Source organism: Heliomarina baculiformis (genome assembly GCF_019966545.1).
Taxonomy (GTDB): domain Bacteria; phylum Pseudomonadota; class Alphaproteobacteria; order Rhodobacterales; family Rhodobacteraceae; genus Heliomarina; species Heliomarina baculiformis.
Map to the genome: position 1 here is coordinate 244,052 of NZ_JAIMIC010000008.1, position 26,069 is coordinate 270,120.

General features: G+C 58.9%; 29 protein-coding genes. 20 read left to right on the top strand and 9 right to left on the bottom strand.

Annotated elements, in window-relative coordinates; translation table 11 throughout:
- Window positions 1-17: 17 nt before the first annotated feature.
- The 6 genes from MF268_RS25280 to MF268_RS19195 all read right to left on the bottom strand — a co-directional run bounded on the left by MF268_RS25280 (window position 18) and on the right by MF268_RS19195 (window position 4,229).
- The gene (locus MF268_RS25280; protein ID WP_273545096.1) at window positions 18-401 is read right to left on the bottom strand and encodes an iron chelate uptake ABC transporter family permease subunit; all 384 of its coding nucleotides are present in this window, start codon (window positions 399-401) and stop codon (window positions 18-20) included.
- A 91-nt stretch (window positions 402-492) separates the two neighbouring features.
- A complete protein-coding gene (locus tag MF268_RS19175; RefSeq protein WP_238372466.1) occupies window positions 493-897 on the bottom strand; it encodes an iron chelate uptake ABC transporter family permease subunit in 405 nt (134 codons plus the stop codon).
- Complete coding sequence (locus MF268_RS19180; protein WP_238372467.1) at window positions 894-1,091, bottom strand: hypothetical protein; 198 nt, start codon at window positions 1,089-1,091, stop codon at window positions 894-896. Before MF268_RS19180 ends, MF268_RS19175 begins: the two co-directional genes overlap by 4 nt.
- Window positions 1,092-1,217: 126 nt before the next feature.
- Entirely contained in the window at window positions 1,218-2,021 is an 804-nt protein-coding gene (locus MF268_RS19185) for a CPBP family intramembrane glutamic endopeptidase (RefSeq protein WP_238372468.1), read from the bottom strand.
- Between the two features lie 154 nt (window positions 2,022-2,175).
- Window positions 2,176-3,171: an isopenicillin N synthase family dioxygenase gene (locus MF268_RS19190; protein ID WP_238372469.1), complete on the bottom strand. Its 996-nt coding sequence runs from the start codon at window positions 3,169-3,171 to the stop codon at window positions 2,176-2,178.
- Window positions 3,172-3,251: 80 nt separating this feature from the next.
- Window positions 3,252-4,229, bottom strand: a complete 978-nt coding sequence (locus tag MF268_RS19195) for a LysR family transcriptional regulator (protein ID WP_238372470.1) — start codon at window positions 4,227-4,229, stop codon at window positions 3,252-3,254.
- 99 nt (window positions 4,230-4,328) lie between these two features.
- On the opposite strand from MF268_RS19195, the gene MF268_RS19200 reads away from it, so the two are divergent.
- From MF268_RS19200 to MF268_RS19285, 18 genes are all read left to right on the top strand, one after another.
- Entirely contained in the window at window positions 4,329-5,195 is an 867-nt protein-coding gene (locus tag MF268_RS19200; RefSeq protein ID WP_238372471.1) for an ABC transporter permease, read from the top strand.
- On the top strand, window positions 5,195-5,980 hold the full coding sequence (locus MF268_RS19205; protein WP_238372472.1) for an ABC transporter permease: 786 nt from the start codon (window positions 5,195-5,197) through the stop codon (window positions 5,978-5,980). Before MF268_RS19200 ends, MF268_RS19205 begins: the two co-directional genes overlap by 1 nt.
- 54 nt (window positions 5,981-6,034) lie before the next feature.
- Complete coding sequence (locus MF268_RS19210) at window positions 6,035-7,174, top strand: extracellular solute-binding protein (protein WP_337926823.1); 1,140 nt, start codon at window positions 6,035-6,037, stop codon at window positions 7,172-7,174.
- Window positions 7,175-7,228: 54 nt separating this feature from the next.
- A complete protein-coding gene (locus MF268_RS19215) occupies window positions 7,229-8,305 on the top strand; it encodes an ABC transporter ATP-binding protein (RefSeq protein ID WP_238372474.1) in 1,077 nt (358 codons plus the stop codon).
- Window position 8,306: 1 nt separating this feature from the next.
- On the top strand, window positions 8,307-9,644 hold the full coding sequence (locus MF268_RS19220; RefSeq protein ID WP_238372475.1) for an aminotransferase family protein: 1,338 nt from the start codon (window positions 8,307-8,309) through the stop codon (window positions 9,642-9,644).
- 3 nt (window positions 9,645-9,647) lie between these two features.
- Window positions 9,648-10,580 carry a 3,5-dioxohexanoate:acetyl-CoA acetone transferase gene (kce, locus tag MF268_RS19225; RefSeq protein ID WP_238372476.1) on the top strand — a complete coding sequence of 311 codons (933 nt, stop codon included), beginning with the start codon at window positions 9,648-9,650 and terminating at the stop codon, window positions 10,578-10,580.
- Window positions 10,574-11,050 carry a GNAT family N-acetyltransferase gene (locus MF268_RS19230; RefSeq protein ID WP_238372477.1) on the top strand — a complete coding sequence of 159 codons (477 nt, stop codon included), beginning with the start codon at window positions 10,574-10,576 and terminating at the stop codon, window positions 11,048-11,050. The genes kce and MF268_RS19230 overlap by 7 nt, the downstream gene beginning before the upstream one ends.
- The gene (locus tag MF268_RS19235; protein ID WP_238372478.1) at window positions 11,047-12,072 is read left to right on the top strand and encodes a histone deacetylase family protein; all 1,026 of its coding nucleotides are present in this window, start codon (window positions 11,047-11,049) and stop codon (window positions 12,070-12,072) included. The genes MF268_RS19230 and MF268_RS19235 overlap by 4 nt, the downstream gene beginning before the upstream one ends.
- Window positions 12,069-13,166, top strand: coding sequence for an NAD(P)/FAD-dependent oxidoreductase (locus tag MF268_RS19240; RefSeq protein WP_238372479.1), 1,098 nt, complete (start codon window positions 12,069-12,071; stop codon window positions 13,164-13,166). Before MF268_RS19235 ends, MF268_RS19240 begins: the two co-directional genes overlap by 4 nt.
- 312 nt (window positions 13,167-13,478) lie before the next feature.
- Window positions 13,479-13,883 (top strand): hypothetical protein, encoded by a 405-nt coding sequence (locus tag MF268_RS19245; RefSeq protein ID WP_337926821.1) that lies wholly within the window; start codon window positions 13,479-13,481, stop codon window positions 13,881-13,883.
- A complete protein-coding gene (locus tag MF268_RS19250) occupies window positions 13,884-14,456 on the top strand; it encodes a hypothetical protein (RefSeq protein ID WP_238372480.1) in 573 nt (190 codons plus the stop codon). It begins immediately after the preceding gene.
- Between the two features lie 188 nt (window positions 14,457-14,644).
- Window positions 14,645-15,484, top strand: coding sequence for an arsenate reductase/protein-tyrosine-phosphatase family protein (locus tag MF268_RS19255; RefSeq protein ID WP_238372481.1), 840 nt, complete (start codon window positions 14,645-14,647; stop codon window positions 15,482-15,484).
- Window positions 15,481-16,479, top strand: coding sequence for an ArsJ-associated glyceraldehyde-3-phosphate dehydrogenase (locus MF268_RS19260; protein ID WP_238372482.1), 999 nt, complete (start codon window positions 15,481-15,483; stop codon window positions 16,477-16,479). Before MF268_RS19255 ends, MF268_RS19260 begins: the two co-directional genes overlap by 4 nt.
- Window positions 16,476-17,753 (top strand): organoarsenical effux MFS transporter ArsJ, encoded by a 1,278-nt coding sequence (arsJ, locus tag MF268_RS19265; RefSeq protein WP_273545082.1) that lies wholly within the window; start codon window positions 16,476-16,478, stop codon window positions 17,751-17,753. Before MF268_RS19260 ends, arsJ begins: the two co-directional genes overlap by 4 nt.
- Window positions 17,750-18,757, top strand: a complete 1,008-nt coding sequence (arsB, locus tag MF268_RS19270; protein ID WP_238372483.1) for an ACR3 family arsenite efflux transporter — start codon at window positions 17,750-17,752, stop codon at window positions 18,755-18,757. Before arsJ ends, arsB begins: the two co-directional genes overlap by 4 nt.
- A gap of 64 nt (window positions 18,758-18,821) precedes the next feature.
- A complete protein-coding gene (locus MF268_RS19275) occupies window positions 18,822-19,139 on the top strand; it encodes an ArsR/SmtB family transcription factor (RefSeq protein ID WP_238372484.1) in 318 nt (105 codons plus the stop codon).
- Window positions 19,140-19,194: 55 nt separating this feature from the next.
- Window positions 19,195-20,244 carry a permease gene (locus MF268_RS19280; RefSeq protein ID WP_238372485.1) on the top strand — a complete coding sequence of 350 codons (1,050 nt, stop codon included), beginning with the start codon at window positions 19,195-19,197 and terminating at the stop codon, window positions 20,242-20,244.
- Window positions 20,245-20,248: 4 nt separating this feature from the next.
- Complete coding sequence (locus tag MF268_RS19285; protein ID WP_238372486.1) at window positions 20,249-21,439, top strand: MFS transporter; 1,191 nt, start codon at window positions 20,249-20,251, stop codon at window positions 21,437-21,439.
- 42 nt (window positions 21,440-21,481) lie between these two features.
- Here MF268_RS19285 and MF268_RS19290 read toward each other — a convergent pair whose 3' ends face one another.
- The 3 genes from MF268_RS19290 to MF268_RS19300 all read right to left on the bottom strand — a co-directional run bounded on the left by MF268_RS19290 (window position 21,482) and on the right by MF268_RS19300 (window position 24,248).
- A complete protein-coding gene (locus tag MF268_RS19290; protein WP_238372487.1) occupies window positions 21,482-22,585 on the bottom strand; it encodes a PAS domain S-box protein in 1,104 nt (367 codons plus the stop codon).
- 386 nt (window positions 22,586-22,971) lie between these two features.
- Window positions 22,972-23,679, bottom strand: coding sequence for an anti-sigma factor (locus tag MF268_RS19295; RefSeq protein ID WP_238372488.1), 708 nt, complete (start codon window positions 23,677-23,679; stop codon window positions 22,972-22,974).
- A complete protein-coding gene (locus tag MF268_RS19300; protein ID WP_238372489.1) occupies window positions 23,676-24,248 on the bottom strand; it encodes a sigma-70 family RNA polymerase sigma factor in 573 nt (190 codons plus the stop codon). The genes MF268_RS19295 and MF268_RS19300 overlap by 4 nt, the downstream gene beginning before the upstream one ends.
- A 209-nt stretch (window positions 24,249-24,457) precedes the next feature.
- On the opposite strand from MF268_RS19300, the gene MF268_RS19305 reads away from it, so the two are divergent.
- Window positions 24,458-25,207, top strand: a complete 750-nt coding sequence (locus tag MF268_RS19305; protein WP_238372490.1) for an HpcH/HpaI aldolase family protein — start codon at window positions 24,458-24,460, stop codon at window positions 25,205-25,207.
- Window positions 25,208-25,410: 203 nt separating this feature from the next.
- Window positions 25,411-26,067 (top strand): TetR/AcrR family transcriptional regulator, encoded by a 657-nt coding sequence (locus tag MF268_RS19310; RefSeq protein WP_238372491.1) that lies wholly within the window; start codon window positions 25,411-25,413, stop codon window positions 26,065-26,067.
- Window positions 26,068-26,069: the final 2 nt, after the last annotated feature.

Genomic DNA, 26,069 nt, shown 5'->3' on the forward strand with positions numbered 1-26,069 from the left:
ATTCGTCCCTTTCCATTTCACGAGACAGAAGCCAAAGCAGATATGGTGCCCCGATTAGGCCGGTCATCACGCCTATCCGGCGCTGCCAGTGGATTTAGGAACAGGGTCTGGAAAAGTGCGCCGGAAAGACCGAATACGGCCTCCGCTCCCAATGCGGTCGCAACTCGAGGGCCGCGAATTGTATCCAGGATCAGCGCGCCGGGACCTTTTCCGGTAGCCAGAAGGGTTAGGAGGTCATGCGCGCCATATCTACCTGACCAATCGATATTGCCGCCGAGTATGTGGCCCCTAGTAATATGCTTAGAAGTACAGGGCCTCTCACGCAGTTGCCCCGGGGCGCAGGCTGCGTGCGATGAAGATAAAGACTGACCGTTGCCTGCGAAAGAGACCCAGCGACCCAGAAGCGCAGGATTTCGAGTGAATCCTGACGGATCAGCACGACACCCGTCACCAGAGACAGCCGCAGCGCATTCAACGCGGCCCCGGTCAGCGTCAGGCGCACCGGCCCGGCATCCCCCTAGAGCCTGCTGCCAAGGCCAAAGACTGCCATCGCAGCGAGTGCCGCGCCGGGAAACGCAAGTAAAGCGATATTGCTTTGGCTTGCCTGCCCGAAGAGATAATAAGGGCAAAGGCTGCGCCGGCATTGACACCAAGCAGCCCGGGATTGGGAAGGGGATTGCGGGTCAGCGCCTGCATCAGGCTGCCAGCCGCCTCAAGCGCTCCCCCAGCGATCATTCTCGGCAGCCGAATATGAACAACGGTGACATGATCCGGGTCGTACTGATCAGAATTGGTGAAAGCCGCGGCGTAGTCTGAAAAGGCGAGGCTTCTGACGCCGAGGGTCAGGGACACTGCCATGACTGAAAGCAGTCCTAATACAAGGAAAATCCATTTCACCGGGCGAGCCCTGCCAGCTGGGCGGATTGGACCGGCGTTGCCGGATCGCCGTCGATGGCGGCGAGCAGATCCTGTTCCAGCTCATTCAGGGCAAAGGGTAGCGACAGGATGCTGCTAAAGGACAACGCTCCTGCGAACAGCGGGCCTGCAAAGATTTCCCGTCCTTGCCGGTGCGCCGCCAGTGTCCGTCGCATCGTTTCTAGGATAGTATTCCTGATTGAAAAGTTGGGAATATGCTCGGGCAATGAGAACTCTCGTAAGTAACGTCGGTTGGGTCCGAACGTTTGGCTAAAACGCAGGCGATCTGTCCGATCTCGCGCTCAAAGGGCCTTCGGGTCGCTCAACGGCAGAGATCGTCCCACGCCCCGTAATAGCCAAAGCGCGTAGAGCGCATTGGGGAGCACCAGCAAGAAGGGAAGGAGCATTACGGCAATGGACGGGGTCGCGCCGACCTGCTTGGGCACCGGCCCTGCAGAGCCAGCAATCCCAACAAAAAGGATCCAGTCCCAGAGGGCGTGATATGCAATCGCAATCCATAGCGATCCGGTGCGAAGCCTTATCGCGATCAACACCAGCCCACTGGCTGCTGCCGCGATAGCCTGTACCGTCGCCGTGCCGAAATCGCCGGTCACGAATCCATTGAGAACGTGAACAGCACCAAAGGTCGCGCTTGTCCAGATGATAGCGGTCCAGATCGGCAGCCTGTCCCGAAGTGCGGAGTAGAAGATGCCGCGGAACATTACTTCTTCGGAAAAGCCCACCAGAAACGTGTTGAGCAGGATCATGACGACGACGGGAACCGGCGGCAGTCCCGAAAGAACCGCCAGAATTCCCATCATCGCGAGGATCAGAAATGGCAGCCACAGCAGCCTCAGCGTGCCCGATTGGGGCCCGCGCAAGCCCAGATCGCGCCAGTTCAAAAACCGAATGACGCAAACGAGGAAAAGCGCCGCTGCAAAGATTTGCCATGCAATGCCGGTCTTCACGACATCGCCCAGCGAAACATCGCCAGAATAGATCAGTCTCGCCCCGAAAATTGTGATGATCGTCCAGATTAGGAGAATAACAAGTATAAGAGTAAAGTTCCGGCTGGCGCGGGTTTCAGCAACGTCGGACTGGATCAATGCATTGTTTCCTTGTCTGTCTCTCAACGATGAATGCGGGTCACAATCGCTGCTAAGCGCGTTATTTCCAAAAGTGATCGACCGTCGTTGAGGGTTAAAAGACTAGTCTCGGCTCGGCATTCCGCATGTGCCTGTCCGTCGGCGCACCCGGCTATCACGCGGCGCGCTCTACGCCCTGAAACTCGATGAATTTTGACATGTGGTCCCAGAGGAAATCTCCGTAAGCAAAGGGTGCAAAAGGCTCGCACCCGGCAAGAGGCAGCGGTTCGATGATAGCATCGACCGCCGGCTCAAAGAAGAAGGGGATCGAGACTCTTTCCCGCAAGCCGCCAAGCACGCGGTGCCGTGTCGCCCGAACCTGTCCGCCGGTCCACTGCTCCAGCAGTTGACCGAAATTGACCGCCAGCCCGTTTGCGGTCGACGGGACATCGATCCAGTCGCCATTATGCGCCTCGGCCTGCAAGCCGCCGTTGTCGTCCTGCCAGAGCAAGGTGACAAAGCCGGAATCAGTATGGGCGCCGCCAACCAGCCAGCGCGGATCCCCCGAGCTGACCTGAACCTGTGTAAGATCTTCAGGCAGTGATTCCGCCGATCGTTCCGGGTAGCGGATCAGCCGAAGCGTGGAATTCGAGGAGTCGAAAAGCGGCGTCATGAGGGCGGGGTCAAGCTCCAGACCACGGGCAAGCGCGGCAAGGAGCATGCGGCCAAGACCTTCCATCGCGACGTAATATTCGGCGACACTCTCACGCCAATCATCGGCGTTTTCAGGCCACGGAGTTGGCTCGAGCAGCGGATCGCCAAAACTACCTGTACGAGCGCTGTCGACTGCATCCGCCCCGATGTCGATCCCCTCCTTGTAGGTGGGTTGGCCGCTCTGCAGCGGAAAATACCCGCGATAAACATTTGGATGTTCGGGGGCGAATTTGCGGCGCGCGAGCTTGCTCTTCTCGGACGTAGGCAGGTCAAAGAATTTCAGCAGTTCGGGCCGCAAGTGCGACGACAGCCCCAGCGCCTCGTCCACGTGCGATAGGCGCATAAAGCCCGCATCCTTGGCCGCAGCCGCAATTTTTGCATCGGTTGCCCTGTCGCCCGAGGCGATCTCCCTTGCGTCGATGATCGGAATGGTCGTGTCGGAAATGTCGTTGCCCATGATTGCCTGATCCGGTTTCGTTATCCCGGGTTCAATGTGAACGCCGGAACAACCAGCAGGTCAACGATGGAAAACGGGATTTACTGGTAGGTTCGTTCTTCGATGGGCACCGTTTCAATGGCCTCCAACAATGCCTCAAGCAAAAGCTCTTCCGCCCTGTTCTTGATGGCTTTCGGATTCCAGACCACGTGCACGTCGATTGCCGGCAGATTGTCGAAAGGTGGCACCTGCCACAAATGCCCGTCGGCGACGTCCCGCGCGGCAACATGAACGGGCAGCGGGCCGATTCCCAGGCCAGCGACGATCATCCTCCGGACTTCCTCAAGATGGCTCGACAGGCCGGTGATCTTCTGCCCAAGTTCGGCCTGTGCCCGCATGAGTGTCACCGGTCTCAACACATCCTGAAGCCGGTCCGTTTCGAAACTGACCGAACTGTGCCCGGCCAGATCCGCCTGAGTCAGATCCTTCTTTCCGAAAAGCGGATGTGGCGGGCCGCAGAACAGGCCAAAGAATTCCCGGTACAAGCGCCGGTATTCAAGGCCGGGGTTGTGATCCTTGACAAGGCAGACGGCAAAGGAGGCCCGTTTCGCAGCGACCTCTGAAATCGCATCCGCGCTCGATTCAACTTCTATTGTCAGGCGGGCATTCGGGTGCCTGCCGTGAAAATCCGCGAGCACCTGATCAAATAGCGGGCACACCACATGGCTTGCCGCCATCAGCCGAACGTGACCCTGCACCTCGTCTGTAAGCTCGCGCATCAAGGTCGAAAGCCGCAGAACCGATCCGTTGATGTCGAGCGCCTCTCGATATAGCAAACGCCCCGCATCGGTCAGGGTGTAATGCCCGGGTGAGCGATTGATCAGCTTTCGACCAAGCCGATCTTCTAGCCTTTTCAATGCGGTAGAGACAGATGGCTGCTTGAGACTCAGCTTATGTGCCGCTTCGGAAACAGACCTGCTTTCGGCCAGAACGACAAAGGTCCGTAGCAAATTCCAGTCGAGTTCGCGCGCAATCCTGTCCGGTTTCAACTTGGGATCAAGGAACGGTTCTTGACGCATTATAGTTCAGGCCAATATTGATAATACTAATTATCTATTTGATCTATGGTTAAGCGTTTCGCAATCCTTTTCTCATTCTGAAATGGAACGCGAGATCACATGTCCGTAGAAGCACGAGAGGCGCGCCAGCCGTGGATTCTGCTCAGCCCCGCACTGACGGCGGTTGCGCTGTTTCTCTTCGTGCCGCTGCTCTTCATTCTGGTCTACAGCTTCTGGCTGCGCACGGCGACAGGGGCGGATCAGGCGGGTTTCTACCTAGACAACTGGCGCGAGGCGCTGACCGACACCTTCTACCGCGACATACTTTTCAGTACCTTGCGCATCGCGGCCATCACCACGCTCGTCTGCGCACTGATGGGATATCCGGCCGCCTATTTCATTGCCCGGTCCAAGGGCAACAAGGCGATCCTTCTGCTGATGCTAATGCTGCCGTTCTGGATCAGCTACATCATCAGGACGATGAGCTGGATCAACATTCTTGGCGTGTCCGGCGCGTTGAACACCTTTCTGCTTTGGATCGGGATCATCACGGACCCCATCCAGATGCTCTACAATGAAACGACCGTGATCCTCGGGCTGGTTCACTTTCTACTGCCTTTCATGGTGCTGAACGTCTTTGTCAGTCTCGAAGGCATCGATACCAATCTCGAGGATGCGGCCAACTCGCTTGGTGCGACTCGGTGGGAAACCTTTTTGCAGGTGACGCTGCCTCTTTCGCTGCCCGGATTGGCGGCCGGTGGTCTGCTGTGTTTCGTGCTGGGGGCGGGAACCTATATCACGCCACTGGTTCTGGGCGGGCCGCGTGACGCGATGTTCGCCAACCTCGTATTCGAGGCGATCATCACCCAGCTCAACTGGCCGCTGGGTTCTGCTTTAAGCCTGATGCTGCTCGCGGTGCTTGGGGTACTGGTCATGATCTACAACCGCTATCTCGGCATGGCGCAGCTGATGAAGGGGTTGGGCTGATGGGGTGGCAACTGATCCGGGGCTGGGCGATCCTCGTCTACATCTTCATGTTCCTGCCGGTGGCGGTTGTCGTGCTGCTCAGCTTCAACGCCAGCCAGTTCGGCAGCTTCCCGATGACCGGCCTGTCGTTTCGCTGGTTCATCGAACTCGCCAATAACGACGCGATCCTGCGCGCGTTCCGCACGTCGATCATACTCGGCCTTTTGACGGCGATTATCTCCACGACCCTTGGCGTCCTGGCAAGTCTTGCCTTGGTTCGCTACCGCGTGCCCGGCGCCAATGCGATTTCAACACTTCTGATTGCGCCGATACTCGTGCCCGAGGTCGTTCTCGCTGTTGCCCTGCTGCTGTTTCTCAACTTCCTCGGGATCAACAAAAGCTTTACCCTGCTTTTGTTCGGTCACGTGATCTTCACGCTGCCCTTTGTGATCCTTGTCGTTCAGGCCCGGCTGATTTCGATCAAGCGCGACGTCGAAGAGGCTGCTATGAGCCTGGGCGCCAGCCCGCGCCAGACCTTCTTTCAGATCACCCTGCCGCTGATGATGCCCGCTGTGCTGGCGGGCGGGTTGTTCGCTTTCACAATCAGTTTCGACGACATCACCGGCACCCTATTCTGGAAGCCCGGAGGCGTGGAAACGGTCCCGACACAGATTTTCGCGATGCTGCGCAACTCGATCAGCCCCGAGATCAACGCGCTGGGCACGGTGATGATCGCAATGACGGTCGGCCTGCCGCTGCTGGGCGCGGCCATCGCAAGACAGATTTCCAAGAAAAGCGGCACGTAGAACCGCAAACACCCAACAAACCATACCGACAAGGAGTGAGAAATGACCAAGAAGATGGATAACACAACCCGATACGAACGCTTGCGCGAACGCTATATGAACGGCGATCTCGACCGGCGCAGCTTTCTGGGCATGATCGGCTTGGCAGGGCTGGCCTATGGCGTTCAGACACCATTTGCCAAATACGCCCATGCGGCGGCCGATCAGGTGCGCTTTGATGGCTGGGGTGGCGTCGTATCCGAAGCCTTCCGTGAGTACGCCTTTGACCCGTTTACGGAAAAAACCGGGATACCTGTGGTTGACGGTACATTCGGCGGCGGCGACGAATACCTCAGCCGCGTGAAAGCCAGCCAGGAAGGCGAATACAACATCGCACACCTCTCGGGCGTCTTCGATTATGCCCGGTATTACAACCTCGGCCTCGCCTCGACCCTGAACGAAGAAAATATTCCGAACCTGAAATTCGTCATTCCCAAGCTGGTTGACGTCTTCCGCAACGTCTCCGACGGAGCGCTGTCCTGTGTGCCCTATGACTATGGAACGACGGGTCTTGCCTACAACCGCAAGTATATCTCGGACGAAGAGATGAAGGAAAAAGGCGCGAAGATCCTGATCGATGAGGCCTACAAGGGCAAGATCGCGGGTTGGAGCGACTGGCGCACGCGGATCTGGTATGCCTCGCTCCAGACCGGTCAGGATCCGAACGGCGCCACCGATATGGATGCTGTCTGGGATGCGATCCGCACCCATCGTGACCTGTCGCTCAAGTACTGGACCTCGGGTGCCGAGCTTATGAGCCTTCTTGCCGAAGAGGAAATCTATGTCACCGAAGGCTGGTCGGGCCGCATTTACGCATTGCAGGAGCAAGGGCATGACATCGGCTATATGGATCCCCCGAATGGCTTTGGATGGCAGGAATGCCTTTTCGTCATGAAAGGCTCGCCCATGGAGGCCTGCGAAGAGCTTCTGAACTTCATGCTGGCGCCGGAAACCTCGATCGCCGTGGCCGAGGGGCAGAATTATCCGCCCGCGCTTGATCCGCAACAGGTCGACCTTGGCGACAAGATCCCCACACTGCCCGCCTTTGACCCGACAGGCACCCTGTCAGGCCTGACCTTTGCCGATCCCGATTATTGGAACGGCAACGAAGCTGAATGGTCTAAGACCTTCGGCCGCGTCCAGAAAGGCTACTGAACCCAAAGCCCTTTCCCGCAAGGGAAGGGGCACTTCCATTCGGAGATCATCCACGTGAGTTCTGTCACCCTCAAGAATATCGTGAAGCGGTTCGGCACCTTCACGGCGGTCCATCAGGCGAATCTCGAAATCCCCGAGGGCGATTTCGTCACCCTGCTGGGGCCGTCGGGCTGCGGCAAAACAACCAATCTTCGGATGATCGCCGGGTTACTCGACCCGACCGAGGGCGAAATCCAGATCGGGGGCAAACGTGTCAACGATATCCCGATCCACAAGCGCAATCTTGGTATCGTGTTCCAGAACTATGCCCTGTTTCCCCATAAGACAGTCGCCGAAAACGTAGCCTTCGGCCTAAAATACCGGGATGTGCCGAAGTCCGAGGTCGCTAGCCGTGTACAGGCAGCGCTAGACCTCGTGCAATTGCCGGACGTCGGCGACCGGTATCCCAAGGCGCTTTCCGGTGGGCAGCAGCAGCGCATCGCGCTGGCGCGCGCCATTGTCATTGAACCGGACGTGCTTTTGCTGGATGAACCGCTTTCCGCGTTGGATGCGAACCTGCGCGAAGACATGCGGGTCGAGTTGAAACGCATTCAATCGAAGATCGGGGTGACGACGGTTTTCGTGACGCATGACCAGTCCGAAGCGCTCGCCATGTCAGACAAGATCGTCGTGATGAGTGCGGGACGCATCGAGCAGGTCGGCACCCCCGAAGAGGTCTATAACGCACCCGCCAGCGAATTCGTCGCCAATTTCCTTGGAGCGTCGAACATCCTCCAAGGCACATGCCTCGGGAAGAGCGGCAGTGATGTTGCGGTCGAAACATCCTTGTTCGGTACGGTTCCCGTGCCCGCAAGCAAGGCATCGGGTCTGGACAATGGCCCCGCGAAACTCGTTCTCAGGTCGGAAAAGCTGACTTTGCTGCCCCCGGGTGCCGATACAACGGGTATGATCACTGCACCCGCGACTGTCGAAACCGTGGATTACCAAGGGCAGACCGTTCGCTATTTCATCCGTACGGGCGATACCCAGTTGCAGGCAATCAACCTGATCGATGAGCGCCCATTCCCAGAGGGCACGGAGGTCACCGCAGCCTTCCGCGCCAAGGACTGCGCCGCTTTACCCGGAGCTTGAGATGAGCAACCTCTTTTATCAGGGCCGTGGCCGGAAACCCATGCTGGATCAGGCGCGCGGCGTCTATATGTGGGACACGGACGGCAAGCGTTACCTTGACGGGTCTTCCGGCGCGATGGTTTGCAACATTGGCCATTCCAACAGCAATGTGCTGGCGGCAATGCGGCGGCAGATGGAAAAATCCACCTTTGGCTACCGCCTGCATTTCGAAACCGAGGCCTCGGAAAAACTGGCCGCGTCCTTGGTCGAACTGATGCCCGAGTATCTGACGCGGGTGTTCTTTGTCTCGGGCGGTTCCGAAGCCGTCGAAAGCGCACTCAAGATGGCGCGTCAGCATGCCTTGGCAACCGGGCAGGGCAGTCGCTGGAAGGTAATCTCGCGCCAGCCAAGTTATCATGGCTGCACCCTAGGTGCACTCGGGGTGACAGGCTATGCCGCCCTGACTGGCCCCTTTAAGCCTATGATGCGCATCATGCCGAAAGTTCCCGCGCCACGGGCCTATCTCGACGGGTTGGATTTAGATGATGAGGCGACCGGCCACCATTATGCCGACATGCTCGAAGAACAGATCCTTGCCGAAGGTCCCGAGACCGTTCTGGCCTTTATCGTCGAACCGGTCGGCGGTGCTTCGACCGGCGCGCTTGTGCCACCTAAGGGCTATATGGAGCGCATACGCGAGATCTGTGACCGTTACGACGTGCTTTTGATCATGGACGAGGTCATGACCGGTGCGGGGCGGACCGGGACTTTCCTTGGGTGCGAACATTGGGGAACCCGCCCGGATATCGTTGTGATGTCCAAGGGGATCGGCTCGGGCTATGTACCGCTGGGCGCGATGATCGTGGATGAGCGTCTGGTAGAACCGGTTCTGGATGCGGGCGGTTTTGCCCATGGCTTCACCTATGCGGGCAACCCGCTTGCCTGTGCTGCGGGACTGGCCGTCGTCGGTGAAATCCGAAACCAGGGTCTCTGTGACAACGCGGCACGAATGGGGGAAAAGCTCATGACCCGCTTGCAGGCGTTGAAGCAAAAACATGAGATCATCGGAGATGTTCGCGGCAAGGGGCTTTTGACCGCATTCGAATTCATGTCCGACAGGGATGCAAAAACGCCCCTGTCGCGTGATCTGAACGCCTATCAGCGTTTCGTAGATATCGCCTACGAACGCGGTTTGATCGTTTATTCCCGCCGAACCCATGACGGGTACGAGGGCGACCATATCCTCGTGTGCCCGCCGCTCATCCTGAATGACGGCCATCTCGACGAAATCATCGAAGGGCTCGATGGCTCGCTGGAACAGTTCGTCCACGAGCTACACGTCGCGGCGGGAGCTTCCTGACCCATGTCCAAAATCCTCATCACCTGCGCGGTAACGGGTTCGATTCATACGCCGTCCATGTCGCCCTATCTGCCGTTCAAACCGGATGAGATCGCGCGGCAGGCGGTCGATGCGGCAAAGGCGGGGGCATCGATCCTTCACCTGCATGCCCGCGACCCAGAAACCGGTCAGCCCTCGGCAGGCGTTGCCGATTTCATGGCCTATCTGCCGTCGATCCGGGACGCGACAGATGCGGTTTTCAATATCTCGACAGGCGGCAGTGCAGTGATGACGCTGGACCAAAGGCTTGCCGCTCCGCGACAGATCGCGCCCGAGATGTGCTCGCTTAACATGGGGACGATGAATTTCGCCCTTTACCCGGCTGCGAAACGCATATCCGAATGGAAGTATAATTGGGAAAAGCCGTTTCTCGAAGGCTCGGATGATCTCGTTTTCAAGAACACGCCACGCGACATAGCGCGGATCCTGACCGAACTGGGGGCGGAACGCGGTGCCCGGTTCGAGTTTGAATGCTACGATGTCGGGCATCTCTACATGCTGCGCCATTTCGCAGATCGCGGCCTGATCGAGCCGCCCTTTTTCATCCAATTCGTCTTTGGCGTGCTGGGTGGCATGGGGGCAGATCCTGAAAACCTCAGCCACATGAAACGGATGGCAGACAAGCTCTTTGGCGATGACTACGTGTTTTCCGTTTTGGCTGCGGGTCGCCACCAGATGCCCTTCGCCGCGATGGCCGCCGCCATGGGCGGACATGTGCGGGTCGGACTGGAAGACAGCTTGATGATCGAACGCGGACAGCTTGCCAGCAGCAATGCCGAACAGGTGATTAAGATCAGGCGCATTGTCGAAGACCTCGGGCGCAGCGTGGCGACGCCCGATGAGGCGCGTCAGATGCTTGTTCTGAAGGGCGCCGACAGGGTGATGATGCAATGCTGAGCTACCGGAATGCGACGGTCGAAGACGCTGAGGCGCTGAACGCGGCACTTGCCAAGCTGTCGCGAGAGCTGGGCGATACCCACCGGGCCAGCGTGACGGCTCTTCGCGAACTTGGTTGGGGCGAGAACCCTGTCTGTCGTGCCACCCTTGCCGAAACCGAGGACGAAGTCGTCGGCGTCGCGCTCTATTCGCCGTATGTCTCGACCGTTTTCGGCAGCGCCGGGATTTATGTCTCGGACCTGTGGACTGCGCCGTCTGTGCGTGGAAAAGGCGTGGGCAAGGGCCTGCTCGCCGCCGCGCTTCGGGACGGCAAACAGGTGTGGAACGCGAAATTCATGAAGCTGGACGTGTACAATTCCAACCTTGATGCACGTCAATTCTACGATCGCCTCGGTTTTCGACCGAGTGATGAACAAACCAAGATGATGTTGGATGAAGCCGGTTGTACGGCGCTGAAAGGAAGAGAATGAAGGCTGTTTTTGATGAACGTCAATGGGGTCATGATCCCAAGCATTTTATGGCCAATGGCGCGATCAAGCCCAACCCGGAGCAACCGCGCCGGATCGAAATCCTGCACGAAGGCGCGTCAAAGGCAGAATGCGATTTTATCACGCCGGAGGATGCCGGGCTGGGTCCGATCGCCGCGCTGCATTCGGCGGAGTACCTCGGTTTTCTAGAGAGCATCTACACCCGCTGGCAGCGCATCGAAGGCGCGGGCGAGGAAGTCATTCCGAACATCCATCCGGGCAATCGAACCGACAGCTACCCGGAGTCGGCTGTCGGGCAGGCTGGCTATCATCAGGCCGATACCGCCTGCCCCATCTCCTCCGGCACATGGGATGCCGCTTATTGGTCGGCGCAGAGTGCGATCACGGGCGCGGATCTGATCTGCAAGGGCGAACGCGGGGTCTATGCCCTCTCGCGTCCGCCGGGGCACCACGCTTTTGGCGATCTGGCTGGTGGGTTTTGTTTCCTGAATAACTCCGGAATTGCGGCAGAACGTCTGCGTGCGGCAGGCCTGCGGCCAGCCATCGTCGATGTCGACGTTCACCACGGAAACGGGACTCAGGGAATATTCTACGACCGCGATGACGTGCTGACCGTGTCCATTCATGCCGACCCGGCCCGGTTCTACCCGTTCTTCTGGGGGCACGCGCATGAGCGCGGAGAGGGGCGTGGACTGGGCTATAACCTTAACCTGCCGCTGCCGCGCCAGACCCCGGATAATGGTTTCATGAAAACGCTCGATACGGCTCTTGCCCGGGTCCATAGTTTTGGTGCCGATGTGGTCGTGGTTGCCCTCGGATTGGATGCCGCGATCGACGACCCGTTCCAAGGGCTCGCCGTCACGCAGGACGGTTTCGCCAGGATCGGCGCGGCCTTTGCCAAAACGGGTTTGCCAATCCTGTTCGTGCAGGAGGGCGGCTATATATCCGACAGCCTTGGTATCAATCTGACCCGGACCCTTACAGGGTTTCAGGAGGCGCTGTGACCGGCGCAGAGGCCATTGTCATTGGCGGCGGGATCGCAGGAGTCAGCGCCGCCGCCCAACTGGCCAAGCATATGTCGGTCATCCTGCTCGAGGCGGAAAAGCAGTTCGGTTATCACTCGACCGGACGGTCAGCCGCGATCTTCATCCGGAACTATGGCAACGCGACCCTGCGCCAGCTGAACGCGGCCTCGGCGTCTTTTTTCGAGACGCCTGATGAGATCGGTGAGACCAGCCTGCTCACCCCACGTGGGGAAATGCTTGTCGCCGCCGAGGATGAGCTGGAACACCTCGCGGAGTATGCGTCCGGGGCTACGGGGTTGGAACTGCTGAGCCCGCAACAGGCCGTCGATCTTGTGCCGATCCTCCGGCAAGACAAGATTAACGCCGCCGCCATTGAATGGGATGCGCAGGATATTGACGTGGACCGGATGCTTGCCGGTTTCCTGCGGCTTTTCAAAACGCGTGGTGGCCGGACGGAAAGCGGCGGCAGGGTGACAAGTATCCTGCAGCAGGACGGGACATGGTCAGTTGAAACCGAATCTGGAAGCTACAAGGCCCCCATCGTCGTAAACGCCGCCGGTGCCTGGGCTAGCCATGTCGGAGCAATGGCAGAGGCCGCCGATATTGATCTGACGCCGATGCGGCGGTCGGCAGCCATTCTTCCAGCGCCCGAAGGGTTTAATCCGGCATCCTGGCCGTTGTTCGCATCTGCGTCAGAACGCTGGTACGCCAAGCCGACCGGAGGCAAACTGATGGTCAGCCCGGCGGATGAAGACCCGGTCGACGCCCACGACGCATGGGTCGATGACATGGTGCTTGCCGAAGGTCTTCACCGCTATGAACAGATGGTAACAGTGCCGGTCACGCGAGTCGAAAACGCATGGGCGGGCCTGCGGACCTTTGCAGCGGATCGAACGCCGGTCGTGGGATTCGATCCCGTCGCTCCGGGTTTTTTCTGGCTCGCGGGGCAGGGCGGATATGGCGTGCAGACTGCGCCTGCATTGGCCCAATTGACAGAAACACTCTGCACGAATGATACGAGCCCTTTTTCGGCAGAGACGATGGCAGCTCTGTCGCCCTCGCGCTTTTTCTGAAATTTCCAATTCTATTTCAGTCGCTTAATCGGCTGATGTCCTATTTACAGGCAGATCGTCCCTACTCACGCATTCTTCAATTAGTGGCCAGGGTTTCTTGCCACCGGCAAGAGAAGCACTACCTGCGAAAAAAATTACCTTGGCGATGGTAGTCGCCAAGGTAGAAGCAATTTTAAATAAAGACGCGACACCACTCACGGAACGACGTCATTTGAAGAATACCACGTTCAAACGTGAAGGCCAAGAATTTATCATTATGATAAATTGGTCGATAACCGAGCCGGTCGCCCGCCATTGACGCGAGCCTCAAAAATGATGAAGGATGCGGGCATGGATAAGTTGAAATCTATTTTTGAATTACGGGAAATGTTGCGCCAGCTTGAAAAGGACATCGGCTTCGATGACCTGACCCGTACTGAAAGAGACGTTTTGCTTGCGGCACATAGTCTGTGTGACAAACCGGGCGATGTGATTAGTTCAGACCAGATCCGCCATCACAAGCTCCTTCAATCGGTCGCGCAGGCGACTTTCTACCGCGCGATTGGGACCCTTCTTGGTCTTGGCCTTCTGGAACGCGCGGCGCAAACCAAGGCTCGATCCTACGTTGTCCGCGATGATCTCGTCGGTGGCGGTTTTGGCACCGATTTTGACATTCGCAGTGCGCTGAAAAAGCGATCAAACGGGTCCGATTCAGGCAGGAAAGCAAACGGGTTCTAGGTGCCGGTACTTCAGAACTGGTTCGTCATCGTTGTCGCATATGTCCTTGCCCATGGGCTGACCGCGATGCTGATCACGCCTCTCCAGTCGAGGTTCATTCCCGAAATCACGGCGTTCGCCAGTCTGGTCTATCTTCCACACGGAGTGAGGGTGCTCTCGACCTGGCTCGCGGGAAGAATGGCGTTCCTCCCATTATTCTTCGGAGCGTTCTTGGCCGAACTGCTGTTCACCCCAGCCGATGTGAGCAGAGTGACCGATCCGGTGATCCTGGTGTCGCTTGTCGTAGGTGCGTCCTCGGCCGTCCTGGCTTTCGAACTGTTGAGGCTTCTGGGGTACAACCTTTATGATGGGCGCAAACTCCGAATTCACTGGAAATGGCTGCTGCTCGTCGGAATGCTCGCATCCGTTATCAACTCAATCGGGCAATCTCTCGTGTTCGCGGGTCTGATCCTTCCCGAAAGAGTTTTCGCGGTCGTCATGACCTATGCAATCGGTGACCTGATCGGGCTTATTGTGACCACCTTTGTCCTGATGTTCTTTTTCCGTTGGATAAGGCTTCGCCCCTGGCGATAGCGAGCCGCCTGAAACCTAGCAAATTCCCTAAACGCGTCTCAGCAGAATCTTGAACTTGGGGGGCCGCTTTCAACTGCGGTTCGACGATCTGGCGCTCGTCCTTTAGCTTCGCATCCCGTTCACTTACGCAGGCTTCTAACAGCCAGTTAAAGACTTGCGAATCTTCATATTTCATATATTCGTGAAGTATGGAAAAAGAATTAACCCTCCGCCTCTCGACACTTGGACACCCGCAAAGGCTGGCAATCTTCCGGCTTTTGGTCCGGCGCTTTCCCGACCGCGTTCCGGCCGGAGAGCTGGCCGACGCGCTTGATCTCAAACCATCGACACTTTCCGCCTATCTTGCCTCGTTGATGCAGTCGGGGCTGGTGACGCAGGAAAGGGTTGGCACATCGCTTCGTTACGCTGTCGAGATGACAGCATTGCGACAGACTTTCGAATATCTGCTGCTGGATTGCTGTCGTGGCCGTCCAGAACTCTGCTCACCCCTGAACCTCGATCTAGGAGACACCATCATGTCTGATCGTAAATTCAATGTTCTCTTCATCTGCACGGGCAATTCCGCCCGTTCGATCTTTGCCGAAACTTTGCTGCGCGAAACCGCCGGTGATCGTTTCAACGTCTATTCCGCCGGTACCAGACCGCGGTCGGAACTCAACCCTTTCGCGCTTGAGGTGTTGAAGCAGAAAGGCCATGACACCTCGGCCCTGCGCGCCAAGAACATTTCTGAATTTCGGGGGCCGGACGCGCCCGAGTTCGATTTCGTATTCACCGTCTGTAACCAAGCCGCAAACGAGGAATGTCCGGCGTGGTCCGGTCAGCCTGTCAGCGCGCATTGGAGCATGGTTGACCCGGTCAAGGCGACCGGAACGCCCGCCGAGAAAAGCCTCGCCTTCCAGCAGGCCTACGGCATGCTGCTCAGGCGCGTTGCCGCTTTTGCCGCCCTGCCAATCGAATCGCTCAACAGAATCTCACTGCAGCGCGCGGTAGACGATATCGCGCAGACCACATCCGGAGAGCCCGCATGACGGTGTATGCGTTGAACGGACTGGGCCGAATTGGCAAGCTGATCCTAAAGCCTCTACTCGACAGGGGCGCACAAGTCGCGTGGATCAATGATGCCGTCGGCGACCCGGCCATGCATGCGCATCTGCTGGAGTTCGACACTGTACACGGGCGCTGGCAGGCGGATTTCAGTTACGATGACGACACTATAACGGTGGACGGCGTGAGCCTGCCGTTCATTGGCAAGAAGGATCTTGGCGATCTGCCGCTCGAAGGCGTCGATGTGGTCATAGATTGCACCGGCGTCTTCAAGACCGAGGCCAAGCTTGCCCCATATTTCGAGGCGGGTGTTAAAAAGGTCGTGGTTTCCGCCCCGGTTAAAGATGGGGATGCGGCCAATATCGTCTTTGGTGTGAATGACGATATCTACCAACCCGAACGCCACCGCATCGTGACGGCGGCGTCGTGCACCACGAACTGCCTCGCGCCGGTGGTGAAGGTTATTCATGAATCCCTTGGTATTCGGCACGGGTCGATGACGACGATCCATGACGTCACGAATACCCAGACTATCGTGGACCGCCCGGCAAAGGATCTGCGGCGCGCGCGTTCGGCGCTGAATTCGTTGATCCCCACAACGACGGGGAGCGCGACCGCCATCACGCTGATCTATCCGGAGCTGAACGGTCGTCTGAACGGTCATGCGGTCCGGGTCCCGCTGCTGAATGCCTCGCTCACCGATTGCGTTTTCGAGGTCGAACGCGAGACCACGGTCGAAGAGGTCAACGCGTTCTTCAAGGCAGCCGCCGACGGCCCCCTCTCCGGTATCCTCGGGTATGAAGAACGCCCGCTGGTGTCGGCCGATTACACCAATGACACGCGATCCTCAATTTTGGATGCGCCGTCGACGATGGTGGTCAACGGGACGCAGGTTAAGATCTTTGCCTGGTACGACAACGAGATGGGCTATGCGCACCGGCTGGTCGACGTGGCCTGCATGGTCGGGGACTCGCTTTGATATCTGCTGACGCAAGAGGGCAGGCGCTCTCTGCCTATGTGGCCGTTACCGCCGCCTATTGGGCCTTCATGCTGACCGATGGCGCGCTCCGTATGCTGGTGCTTTTGCATTTCCATACGCTGGGGTTCAGCCCGGTCCAGCTTGCCTATCTCTTCGTGCTCTACGAGATCGCAGGGATGGTCACGAACCTTGCCGCCGGCTGGGTCGCTGCCCGCTTTGGCCTGACCTCGACGCTCTATATCGGACTGGGCCTTCAGATCGTGGCCCTGATCGCGCTTACGCAGCTTGATCCGTCATGGACGATTGCAACTTCGGTTGTCTTCGTGATGGCCGTTCAGGGTCTTTCCGGGGTGGCCAAAGACCTGGCCAAGATGTCCTCCAAATCCGCGGTTAAGCTGCTGGCCCCAAATGAAAAAGGCGGTCTCTTTCGCTGGGTCGCGGTGCTGACCGGCTCCAAGAACGCCGTAAAAGGTGTCGGTTTCCTGCTAGGCGCGGCCATGCTGGGCACCCTCGGCTTTCTCTGGGCTGTACTGGTCATGGCGGCGGTGCTCGCTGTCATCCTTGTCGCGCTCTTCTTCGTGATGCCCCCCGGTCTGCCCAAGGGCCGCAAAGGCGCGAAATTCTCCGAGGTCTTTTCAAAGTCGGCCAATGTGAACTGGCTCTCGGCGGCGCGGGTCTTTTTGTTCGGCGCGCGCGACGTCTGGTTCGTGGTTGGCATCCCGATCTATTTCTATGCGGTGCTGTCAGACGGTTCCGAAGAGGGGAACCGGGCCGCGTTTTTCATGATCGGCACCTTCATGGCGCTCTGGATCATCCTCTATGGCGGTGTTCAGGCACTTGCGCCACGCATCCTGCAGGCGGGCATCCGTCCCGAAGGCGAACTGATCCGAGCGGCAAGGGACTGGGCCTACTTGCTGTTCGTGGTGCCGCTGCTGCTGTCGGTCGCCGTGCTGCTTTCCTCCGGTCCCAGTGGCTGGCTCACGATCACTCTTGTCATCGGGCTGCTCGTGTTTGGCGCAATTTTCGCGGTCAATTCGTCGCTCCATTCCTATCTGATCCTTGCCTTTACCAAGGCAGAGCGGGTGACAATGGATGTCGGGTTCTACTACATGGCAAATGCGGCCGGACGGCTGGCTGGCACGGTGCTCTCCGGGGCGACCTACCAGATCGGCGGTCTTGGTCTGACGCTCGGCACGGCGGCTGTCATGGTCGGACTGTCGGCCCTCACCGCAGGCCGCCTGCAGGAAACGGAAGAAACGGTTATCAAGGCATGAGTATTTTTGAACGCTACCTGAGCCTCTGGGTGGCTCTGGCAATGATTGCGGGCATCGCGCTGGACAGCCTGTCGCCGGGGCTCGTCGGGCTGATCGCGGGGGCGGAAATCGCCAGCGTCAACCTTGTGGTCGCGGTGCTTATCTGGGCGATGGTCTACCCGATGATGATCGGCGTCGATCCGGCCTCTCTCCGCGATGTTGCCCGCCAGCCCAAGGGCATCGCCATCACGCTGGCGGTCAACTGGCTGATCAAACCTTTCACGATGGCGGTGCTCGGCGTTTTCTTTTTCGAGTTCGTCTTTGCCGATCTGATCGACCCGCAGGATGCGCAGCAATACATCGCAGGTCTGATCCTGCTTGGGGCCGCGCCCTGTACGGCGATGGTTTTTGTCTGGTCGCAGCTCACCAAGGGCGACGAAAACTACACGCTCTTGCAGGTGTCGGTAAACGATCTCGTCATGGTCTTCGCCTTTGCGCCCATCGTCGCCTTCCTGCTGGGCGTGGCAGAGATCACGGTGCCATGGGAAACGCTCGTCCTGTCGGTTCTCCTGTTTGTCGCCCTGCCCCTTGTCGCCGGGATCTTGACCCGCAAGCAGCTTGGCACGCCCGCCCGGATCGAGGCGTTTCGCGATCGTGTCAAACCCCTGTCCGTCATCGGCCTGATCGCGACGGTGGTGATCCTTTTCGGCCTGCAGGGGCAGGTCATTCTCGACCGGCCGCAGGTGATCCTGTTGATCGCCATGCCGATTCTGATCCAGTCCTACGGCATCTTCGCACTCGCCTATGCGGCAGCTTTCGCCATGAAAGTGCCGCACCGGATCGCCGCACCCTGCGCGCTGATCGGCACGTCCAACTTCTTTGAGCTGGCCGTCGCCGTCGCGATAAGCCTGTTCGGTCTCAATTCGGGAGCCGCGCTGGCGACGGTTGTCGGCGTGCTGGTCGAGGTGCCTGTGATGCTGTCGCTGGTCGCCTTCGCGAACCGCACGCGCGAGCGGTTCGCGTAACGCGCGTCGGGCACGCAAAATAGAATCATCTTTACAAAACTAGTTTTGTAGTTATTTTGGTTGTATGACCATTAGCAGCCCTCACGCCCGCGCCCTTGCCGCCCTCGGACACGATGTCCGGCTTTCGATTTTCCGCCTGCTCGTCAAGGCGGGCAGGGAAGGCCTTCGCGTCGGCGATATCGGAGAACATCTGAACATCGCCGCCTCGACCCTCGCCCATCACCTGTCCACCCTTGTCGATGCCGGGCTGGTCAGCCAGCAAAAGAAGGGCAGGGAGGTCTACAACATGGCGGATTATGCTGCGGTACAGGCGGTGCTCGATTTCCTGACCTCTGAATGCTGCACCGGTGTTTCGATCCAGCGGGATGAGGACGCGGCATGATGCGCCCAGATCTGCACCCCCTATCCATATAACCAATCAAGCCGGAGGAATGGCGATGACCGATGTGACGATTACCCCGAACGGCCCACGTATCTGGCTTCGCACTCTGTGGAAGGATCACCGCGTCTGGCTGGCCTCTTTCGCTATCGTGGTTTTGCTGACCATTTTCGACACTCAGCAGGCAGCCGAAAGCACCGGTTTTGCCGTTGCAGCGCTGCTGCATACGGCTCCTTACTTACTGCTTTCCATCGCGATCGCCGCTTGGGCCGGAGCGACCGGTGCTGATAACCTCATCGCAAAGGCTTTTGTCGGGGCGCCACTGCTGATGATTGGGTTGGGCGCGCTTGCAGGCGGGCTTTCTCCCTTCTGCTCCTGCGGTGTCATCCCCCTTATCGCGGCACTTCTGGCGATGGGCGTACCACTGTCGGCCGTCATGGCCTTTTGGCTGGCCTCTCCCATCATGGACCCCTCCATGTTTTTCCTGACGGCTGGTGTGCTGGACATGGAATTCGCCCTCGCCAAGACGCTCGCTGCCATCGGTTTGGGCCTGTTCGGTGGCATCACCGTCCATCTCCTGTCGAAAAGCGGCGCGATCCAGAATCCCCTGCGCGAGGGTGTCAGCAACGGCGGCTGCGGCGGGGCAAAGATCCGCGCGCCAAAGCCGGTGGTCTGGAAATTCTGGACCGATCCGGCACGACGGGCAACATTCGCGCGTACTGCTTGGTCCACGACGATGTTCCTTGCCAAGTGGCTGTTCCTCGCCTTCCTGCTGGAAAGCCTCATGCTGGCATGGGTGCCCGCTGAAACCATCACGGCTTCGCTTGGCGGGACGGGTATCCAGCCGATTGCCATCGCAACGCTTATCGGCGTGCCCGCCTATCTGAACGGTTACGCGGCGCTGCCGCTTGTCGGCGGGCTGATCGAGCAGGGCATGTCGCCCGGTGCCGGTCTCGCCTTCCTTGTCGCTGGCGGGGTTACCTCGATCCCGGCGGCGCTTGCCGTATGGGCATTGGCACGCCCGCCGGTGTTCGCCCTTTACATCGCTCTCTCCCTTTCGGGGGCCTTCGCTACCGGATTGCTTTTCCACTTCTGGTCGCTTGCCTGAAATTATGGTCGACATCGCCAGACCAACGCAGGCCTCGAAAGGGGCCGTGATCTCCGCGCTGGGCGTGGTGATGATCTTTACCTGGGGCAGCACCTACTACCTGATGGCGGTGCTCGCCGCACCGATTGCCGCTGACACGGGCTGGCCGCTGTCCGGGATCACGGCGGCGCTCTCGGGGGGGATGCTCATCGCGGGGCTTGCCTCGCCCACCGTCGGGCGGGCGATAAGCCACCACGGCGGGCGTCCTGTTCTTGCCATCGGTTGCATACTGATCGCGCTCGGCCTCTCGGTGATCTCGATAGCTCCGAATCTCTGGCTGTTCTGGCTCGGTTGGCTGTTGCTGGGCGTAGGCATGGCGGCCGGTCTCTACGATCCGGCATTTGCGTCGCTGGGCCGGTTATACGGAGCGGATGCGAGAGGCGCGATCACCATGCTGACACTCTGGGGAGGTTTCGCCAGCACCGTCTGTTGGCCTCTTTCGACGGTGATGCTGGAAACATGGGGCTGGCGCGGTGTTGCCGGGGCTTATGCGGTCATCCATATCTGCCTGACCCTGCCTCTGGTCCTGATCGTCCTCCCGGTAGAACAGAAACGCGTGCCCGAGACGACCGCTGGCACGACGAAAAAAGCCAAGCTGCTGGGGCAGGAAAAAACTGTCTTTATCCTTATGGGCGTCCTGCTTGTTTTGAACGGGCTGATCGCGGTCAATATCGCCACATGGCTGTTCACCTTTCTGCAGGCGCAGGGCTACGCGCTGGCCGCAGCTGTCGGCTTGGGAACTCTGATCGGTCCGTCACAGGTTGCCGCGAGAGTTCTCGAAATGCTCGGCGGCGGGAGGCATCACCCGATCTGGACCATGATCGCGTCAGCGGTGGGCATTGGAGCCGGCGTCCTCCTGCTCGCGTCGGGCCTGGACTGGGCCGGAATGGCGCTGATCCTCTTTGGCGGAGGCAACGGGCTGTTTTCGATTGCACGCGGAGCGCTACCGCTCGCGGTATTCGGCGTCGACCGTTATCCGGCGATCATCGGACAGCTGGCGCGGCCCTCGCTCATTGCCGCCGCAGCGGCGCCGATGCTCGGCGCCTGGCTGATAAGCGCGGCCAGTCCGGACCTGACCCTGCGCCTCATTGCCGTACTAGCGGTTTCCAACGGCGTGGTGGTATTCGCGCTTTGGCGGGTCATCCGGCGCGGCTGAAAAGGCCCACGCTTTGGCCCTAGCATACAGGTGGTCGGTATCTCAGGACGGTCGGCGTTCCTGCGGGAATTCTACCCAAAAGGTCGAGCCCTGTCCCTCATTCGAGGAAAAGCCGATTTCGCCCCCCATGCTTTTTGCCAGCTCCTTGCTGATCGCAAGGCCAAGGCCGGTGCCGCCCTTTTTCCGCGTGGTCGATCCGTCCACCTGCGAGAACCGCTGAAAAATCCTGTCGTGGAATTCCTCGGGAATGCCAATGCCCCGGTCGACAACCGATATCCGCACGGATTCTGTCTTGCGTTCCGCGTAAAGCTCGACCGATTTTTCATCGTCCGAGAATTTCACGGCGTTAGATACGAAGTTCCCGAGGATCTGGAGCAGCCGTTCCTTGTCGACCAGAATGCGCTCGTCCGCCGTTTCCTCCGGCAGGTTGAGCCGGATCGGAAAGTCTTCGGACATTGTGAAGTTTTCCTGCAGAACCTGACTGATCAGCTCTTCGATCCGGTAAAGCTGCATGTTGAACTTGGCGCGGCCCGATGACGTCTTTTCGAAATCAAGCAGGTCGTTGATCAACGACGTCAGGCGCTCGCAGTTGCGCATCGCGATTTCGGTGGTGCTCGACACCATCTGGGGCAGCGCGCCAAGCTTGCCGCTGTGGATCAGGGCAAGCGGGGCAGAGATCGAGGTAAGCGGGGTGCGTAACTCATGACTGACCGTTGCGATAAACTCGGATTTCAATTGCTCGATCCGCTTGCGCTCGGTGATGTCCCGTACCACCCCCACAAAAATCATCTCGTCATTATAGGCGACTTCGGTCAGGGCGACTTCCATAGGGAAAATCTCTCCGGATTTCCGCTTGCCTTCCACCTCGGGCCTGCTGTTCATCAGCTTTGGCTCGCGGGTTTTCGCATAGTTCTCAAGATACTCGTCGTGGCGGTCGGCATATGATCTTGGCATTAGCATGTTGATCTTCTGGCCAAGGACCTCTTCCGCCGTATAGCCGAATATCTCTGCCGACGCCTTGTTGAAGGTTCGGATTGTTCCGCGCGCGTCGATACAGACAATCCCGTCCGCCACGGTGTCGAGAACGGCTTGATTGTACTTGGCCTCTTCGAAAGTCTTCTGCTGGGTCTGGTCAGTGGCTTGCATTACTTGAGAACCCCCTCGGCATTTATGACAATACGGTTCGAGAAGGGCGGCACCGGCGCAGTCGAAACTCCGACAGGCACGGAGCAAGCGAGACGGTTCATCCGAGGCTTCCTCGGAAACGTCGGAGCCTGAATGACCGGTATCGGGAAGCAAATGGTCTCATGCTGCTGCCTGCGTCTCTTGACGAAATCGTCTGCGACCGTTGGATCGGCCTTCACTTAGGTATTTGTTTTAATAATCTTTTATCTCTCAGAACGGATACAACCAACTGTTTCTGTTGGGAATTTGCTTTCTGGACAGCATGCTGTGGCGCGATAGCCGCACAATTGACTTGTCAACTCACGCAGGGCGGTCGATTTAGGCTCTTAATGTCTCTGCCCAACGCCTCAATAGGCCGGCTGCGCAACCCCCTGACCGATCACTGGTCCAGTCGGAAGCCCGGTCGGCGATCCGCCCTCCGGTTCAACCGAAATGGCAAAGAACTGGTCGGAGCGAAGCTGCGGCAGGTCCTGCGCCGACAACATGGTCCGTTCGCCCTGTTCCATGACAGCGATGGAAACTGGCGGGCCGTCCGGGTCGGGTTGAGTCCAGAGTTCCAGAACCTGCGCGTTTTCCGGCGTGATGGGCGCGAGCGGAGTCACCTGCAGCCGGGTGTCGCTGAATGCTTCGACGATGGCAATCGACTCGCCGGTGTCATCCACGAGGATGGCAACCATCGTCGGCGGTTTCGCCTGAATCAGCTGCCAGGCAAGCCCCATGGCAAGAACCAGCGCGGCTGCGGTCGCAAGCAGCGCCGTTGGTCGCCAGCGCGTTGCCTGTGCATCTTCGGATTTCTTTCGTTCAATCCGGACCACATTGGACCCGGTCTCGGGCTCTGGCTCGTCCAGCGCTTCCTCGATCCGTGCCCAAGCCTCGGGTCGTAGCGGAACGGACTCTGCGGTCAGGTCAAGTTCATGAAACTTCTCGCGCTCGCCCGCGATCTCTTCGGCCTGCTTGCGCGCGGCGGCAGTGGTCGGCGCAAGCGTCGCCTCGGCCTCGGCCCGGAATTCATCGTCATCCTGTCCGAACAGGTTCAGCAGTTCTGCGCGGGTCATGACAAGCACGCCTTCAATGATTGCAATCCGCGTCTCAGCCAGCTCTTGATGGTGCCAAGCGGTCGGCCCAGCTTGCCCGCGACTTCCTCCTGCGTCAGCCCGGTAACATAAATCAGCAGAACCGCATAGCGCCGGTCATCTTCCAGCGCTTTCAGGCAGTGATAGAGAATACCGTTCTTGTCGAGCCGACGAAAAGAAAGATCCACCGCATCCTCGCGTAGCTTGTCGAGATCTTCCGGTTCCGTCACCTGTTCCCTGCCGCGTGCCCGCAGGATGTCTATCGCGCGATACCGGACGATCGTGTACATCCACGCCCGGGGCGAGCCGAGCGCCACGTCATAGCGCGACGCTTTCCGCCATATCTGGATAAAGGCGTCCTGAACCGCATCCTCGGCCTGATCGCGGTTGAAAAGAATACGCATCGCAACGCCGGTCATGCGGCTGGCTTCGGCATCGTACAGGGCTTTGAGCGCGGCCCGATCGCCCCTGCTGCATCCGCGCAAAAGCTCCACGAGATCCGCGCCATCCTGCGCGTTATTTGTTCTGCCGCTCGCCGTACCCGTATCCACGCCGGCCTCCCCCCGTTTCTTTACGCTGACCCGAACCCTAGCACGGCGACCCCATCGCATGCATGAGAATTTCGTGATTTTCGTGTCCCTGCGCAAGGTCTTGAAATTCCCCCTGAATGCAGCCTGCGCCGGACCAGAAATTTTTCGGCGGACGTGCTCCCCTGTCTGCGATAGAACCGGGAAACGACATTTTGAAAAGTGAGGTCCTCATGTCCGAACTGCCTGTGAATCGTTTCAAATCCGCGCTGCGCGAAGGGCAGCTTCAGCACGGAATCTGGTGCACGATGAGCGACAGCCTTGCGGCGGAAATGATGGCGGATTGCGGGTTCGACTGGATGATGTTCGACACGGAACATTCGCCGCTGGATCCGAATGGCGTGCTGCCCCTGCTTCAGGCAGTCGCACCATACCCGGTTACCCCCATCGTGCGCCCCGGTTCGCTGAACCCGGCCGAGATCAAGAAACTGCTGGATCTGGGCGCGCAGACGATCCTTGTCCCCTATGTTCAGAATGCCGAAGAAGCCGCGCTTGCCGCTGGTTCGGTCGATTACCCGCCGTCCGGGATCAGGGGCGTGTCCGGCAGCACGCGCGCTTCCCGGTTCGGCAAGATCGCCGGATATCACCGCAAGGCCCGCGAAGAAATCTGTCTTATCGTGCAGGTCGAAACGCAAGAGGCGCTGGACCAGATCGAGGCCATCGCCGCTGTGCCCGGAATCGACGCGATCTTTGTCGGCCCCGCCGACCTTGCCGCCTCGCTCGGCCATCCCGGAGAGCCCTCGCACCCCGACGTCCGGCAGGCCGTGATCGACGCGATCCGCCGTATCCGCTTGGCAGGCAAGCCGCCCGGCATCCTGACGCTCGATCCGAAACTCTATGAAGACGCCATCGAAGCAGGCGCGCTTTTCATGTCACGCAACCTCGATTTGACAGCCCTGCGAAAAGGGTTGGTCGCGCCGTAAATCGCGGCCTCAGATCCGTCGAAAACACTGACAAATTTGGTTAACCGCGACTCTCGTGTCACAAGCACGGGCAAACCGGCTTTTTGTCTCTACCAACTGTGTCTTATGGCGCGTTTGCCGGTTGTCTGGACCCGATCCGGGCGGTAGCCTTGAAACAGCGGATCGGCTTGGGGAGTGGCTGCTTGCAAGGCGGACAAGGAATAATGCGGCTCGACACTGTGCGTCAGCAACTGCTGGAAGAAGCCGAGATAACAAATGTGCAGGACAAGGCATTGGTCCAGTCCCGGCGCGAACAGATTTGTGATGCGGCACTTGAGCTGTTCCTCGAAAAAGGATTTGCCTCGACCACGATCCGCGACATCTGCGCTCGCTCAGGGGTCAATCAGGCCAGCATCTACGATTATATCGCCAACAAGAACGATATCCTGCGCCGCCTGCTGAATCAGGTCTGGTTCCGACAGGATGTTAAAACACTGCCGGAAATACTCGATGATACCAGCATCCCGCTTGAAGAGGTCTTTGTCGGCTATTTTAGGGAAACATGGAGCAAAAAGCGCAACGGCGCTTTGCTGGCCTATCGCTCGGTGCCGCACCTGCTAAGCGAGGATCGCCATGCGATGCGAATTCGCGAACTCGCGCTGATCAAAGACATAGCGGACCAGTTGCGCCGACGCTCGGGCAGGGAACTGGACGATGCCGAGCTTGAGGTTCTCGCCAATGTTTTGCTTTTTCTGTCGGTTTATGCGCCGATGCGGGACTGGCTGAGCCGTGACATTCCCGAGGAAACCGTGATCCGTACCGTGGCCGTCGGTGCGGCGGCGATGGTGCGCGAGCTGATCGCAGAGACCGGCCCGCGCTGAAC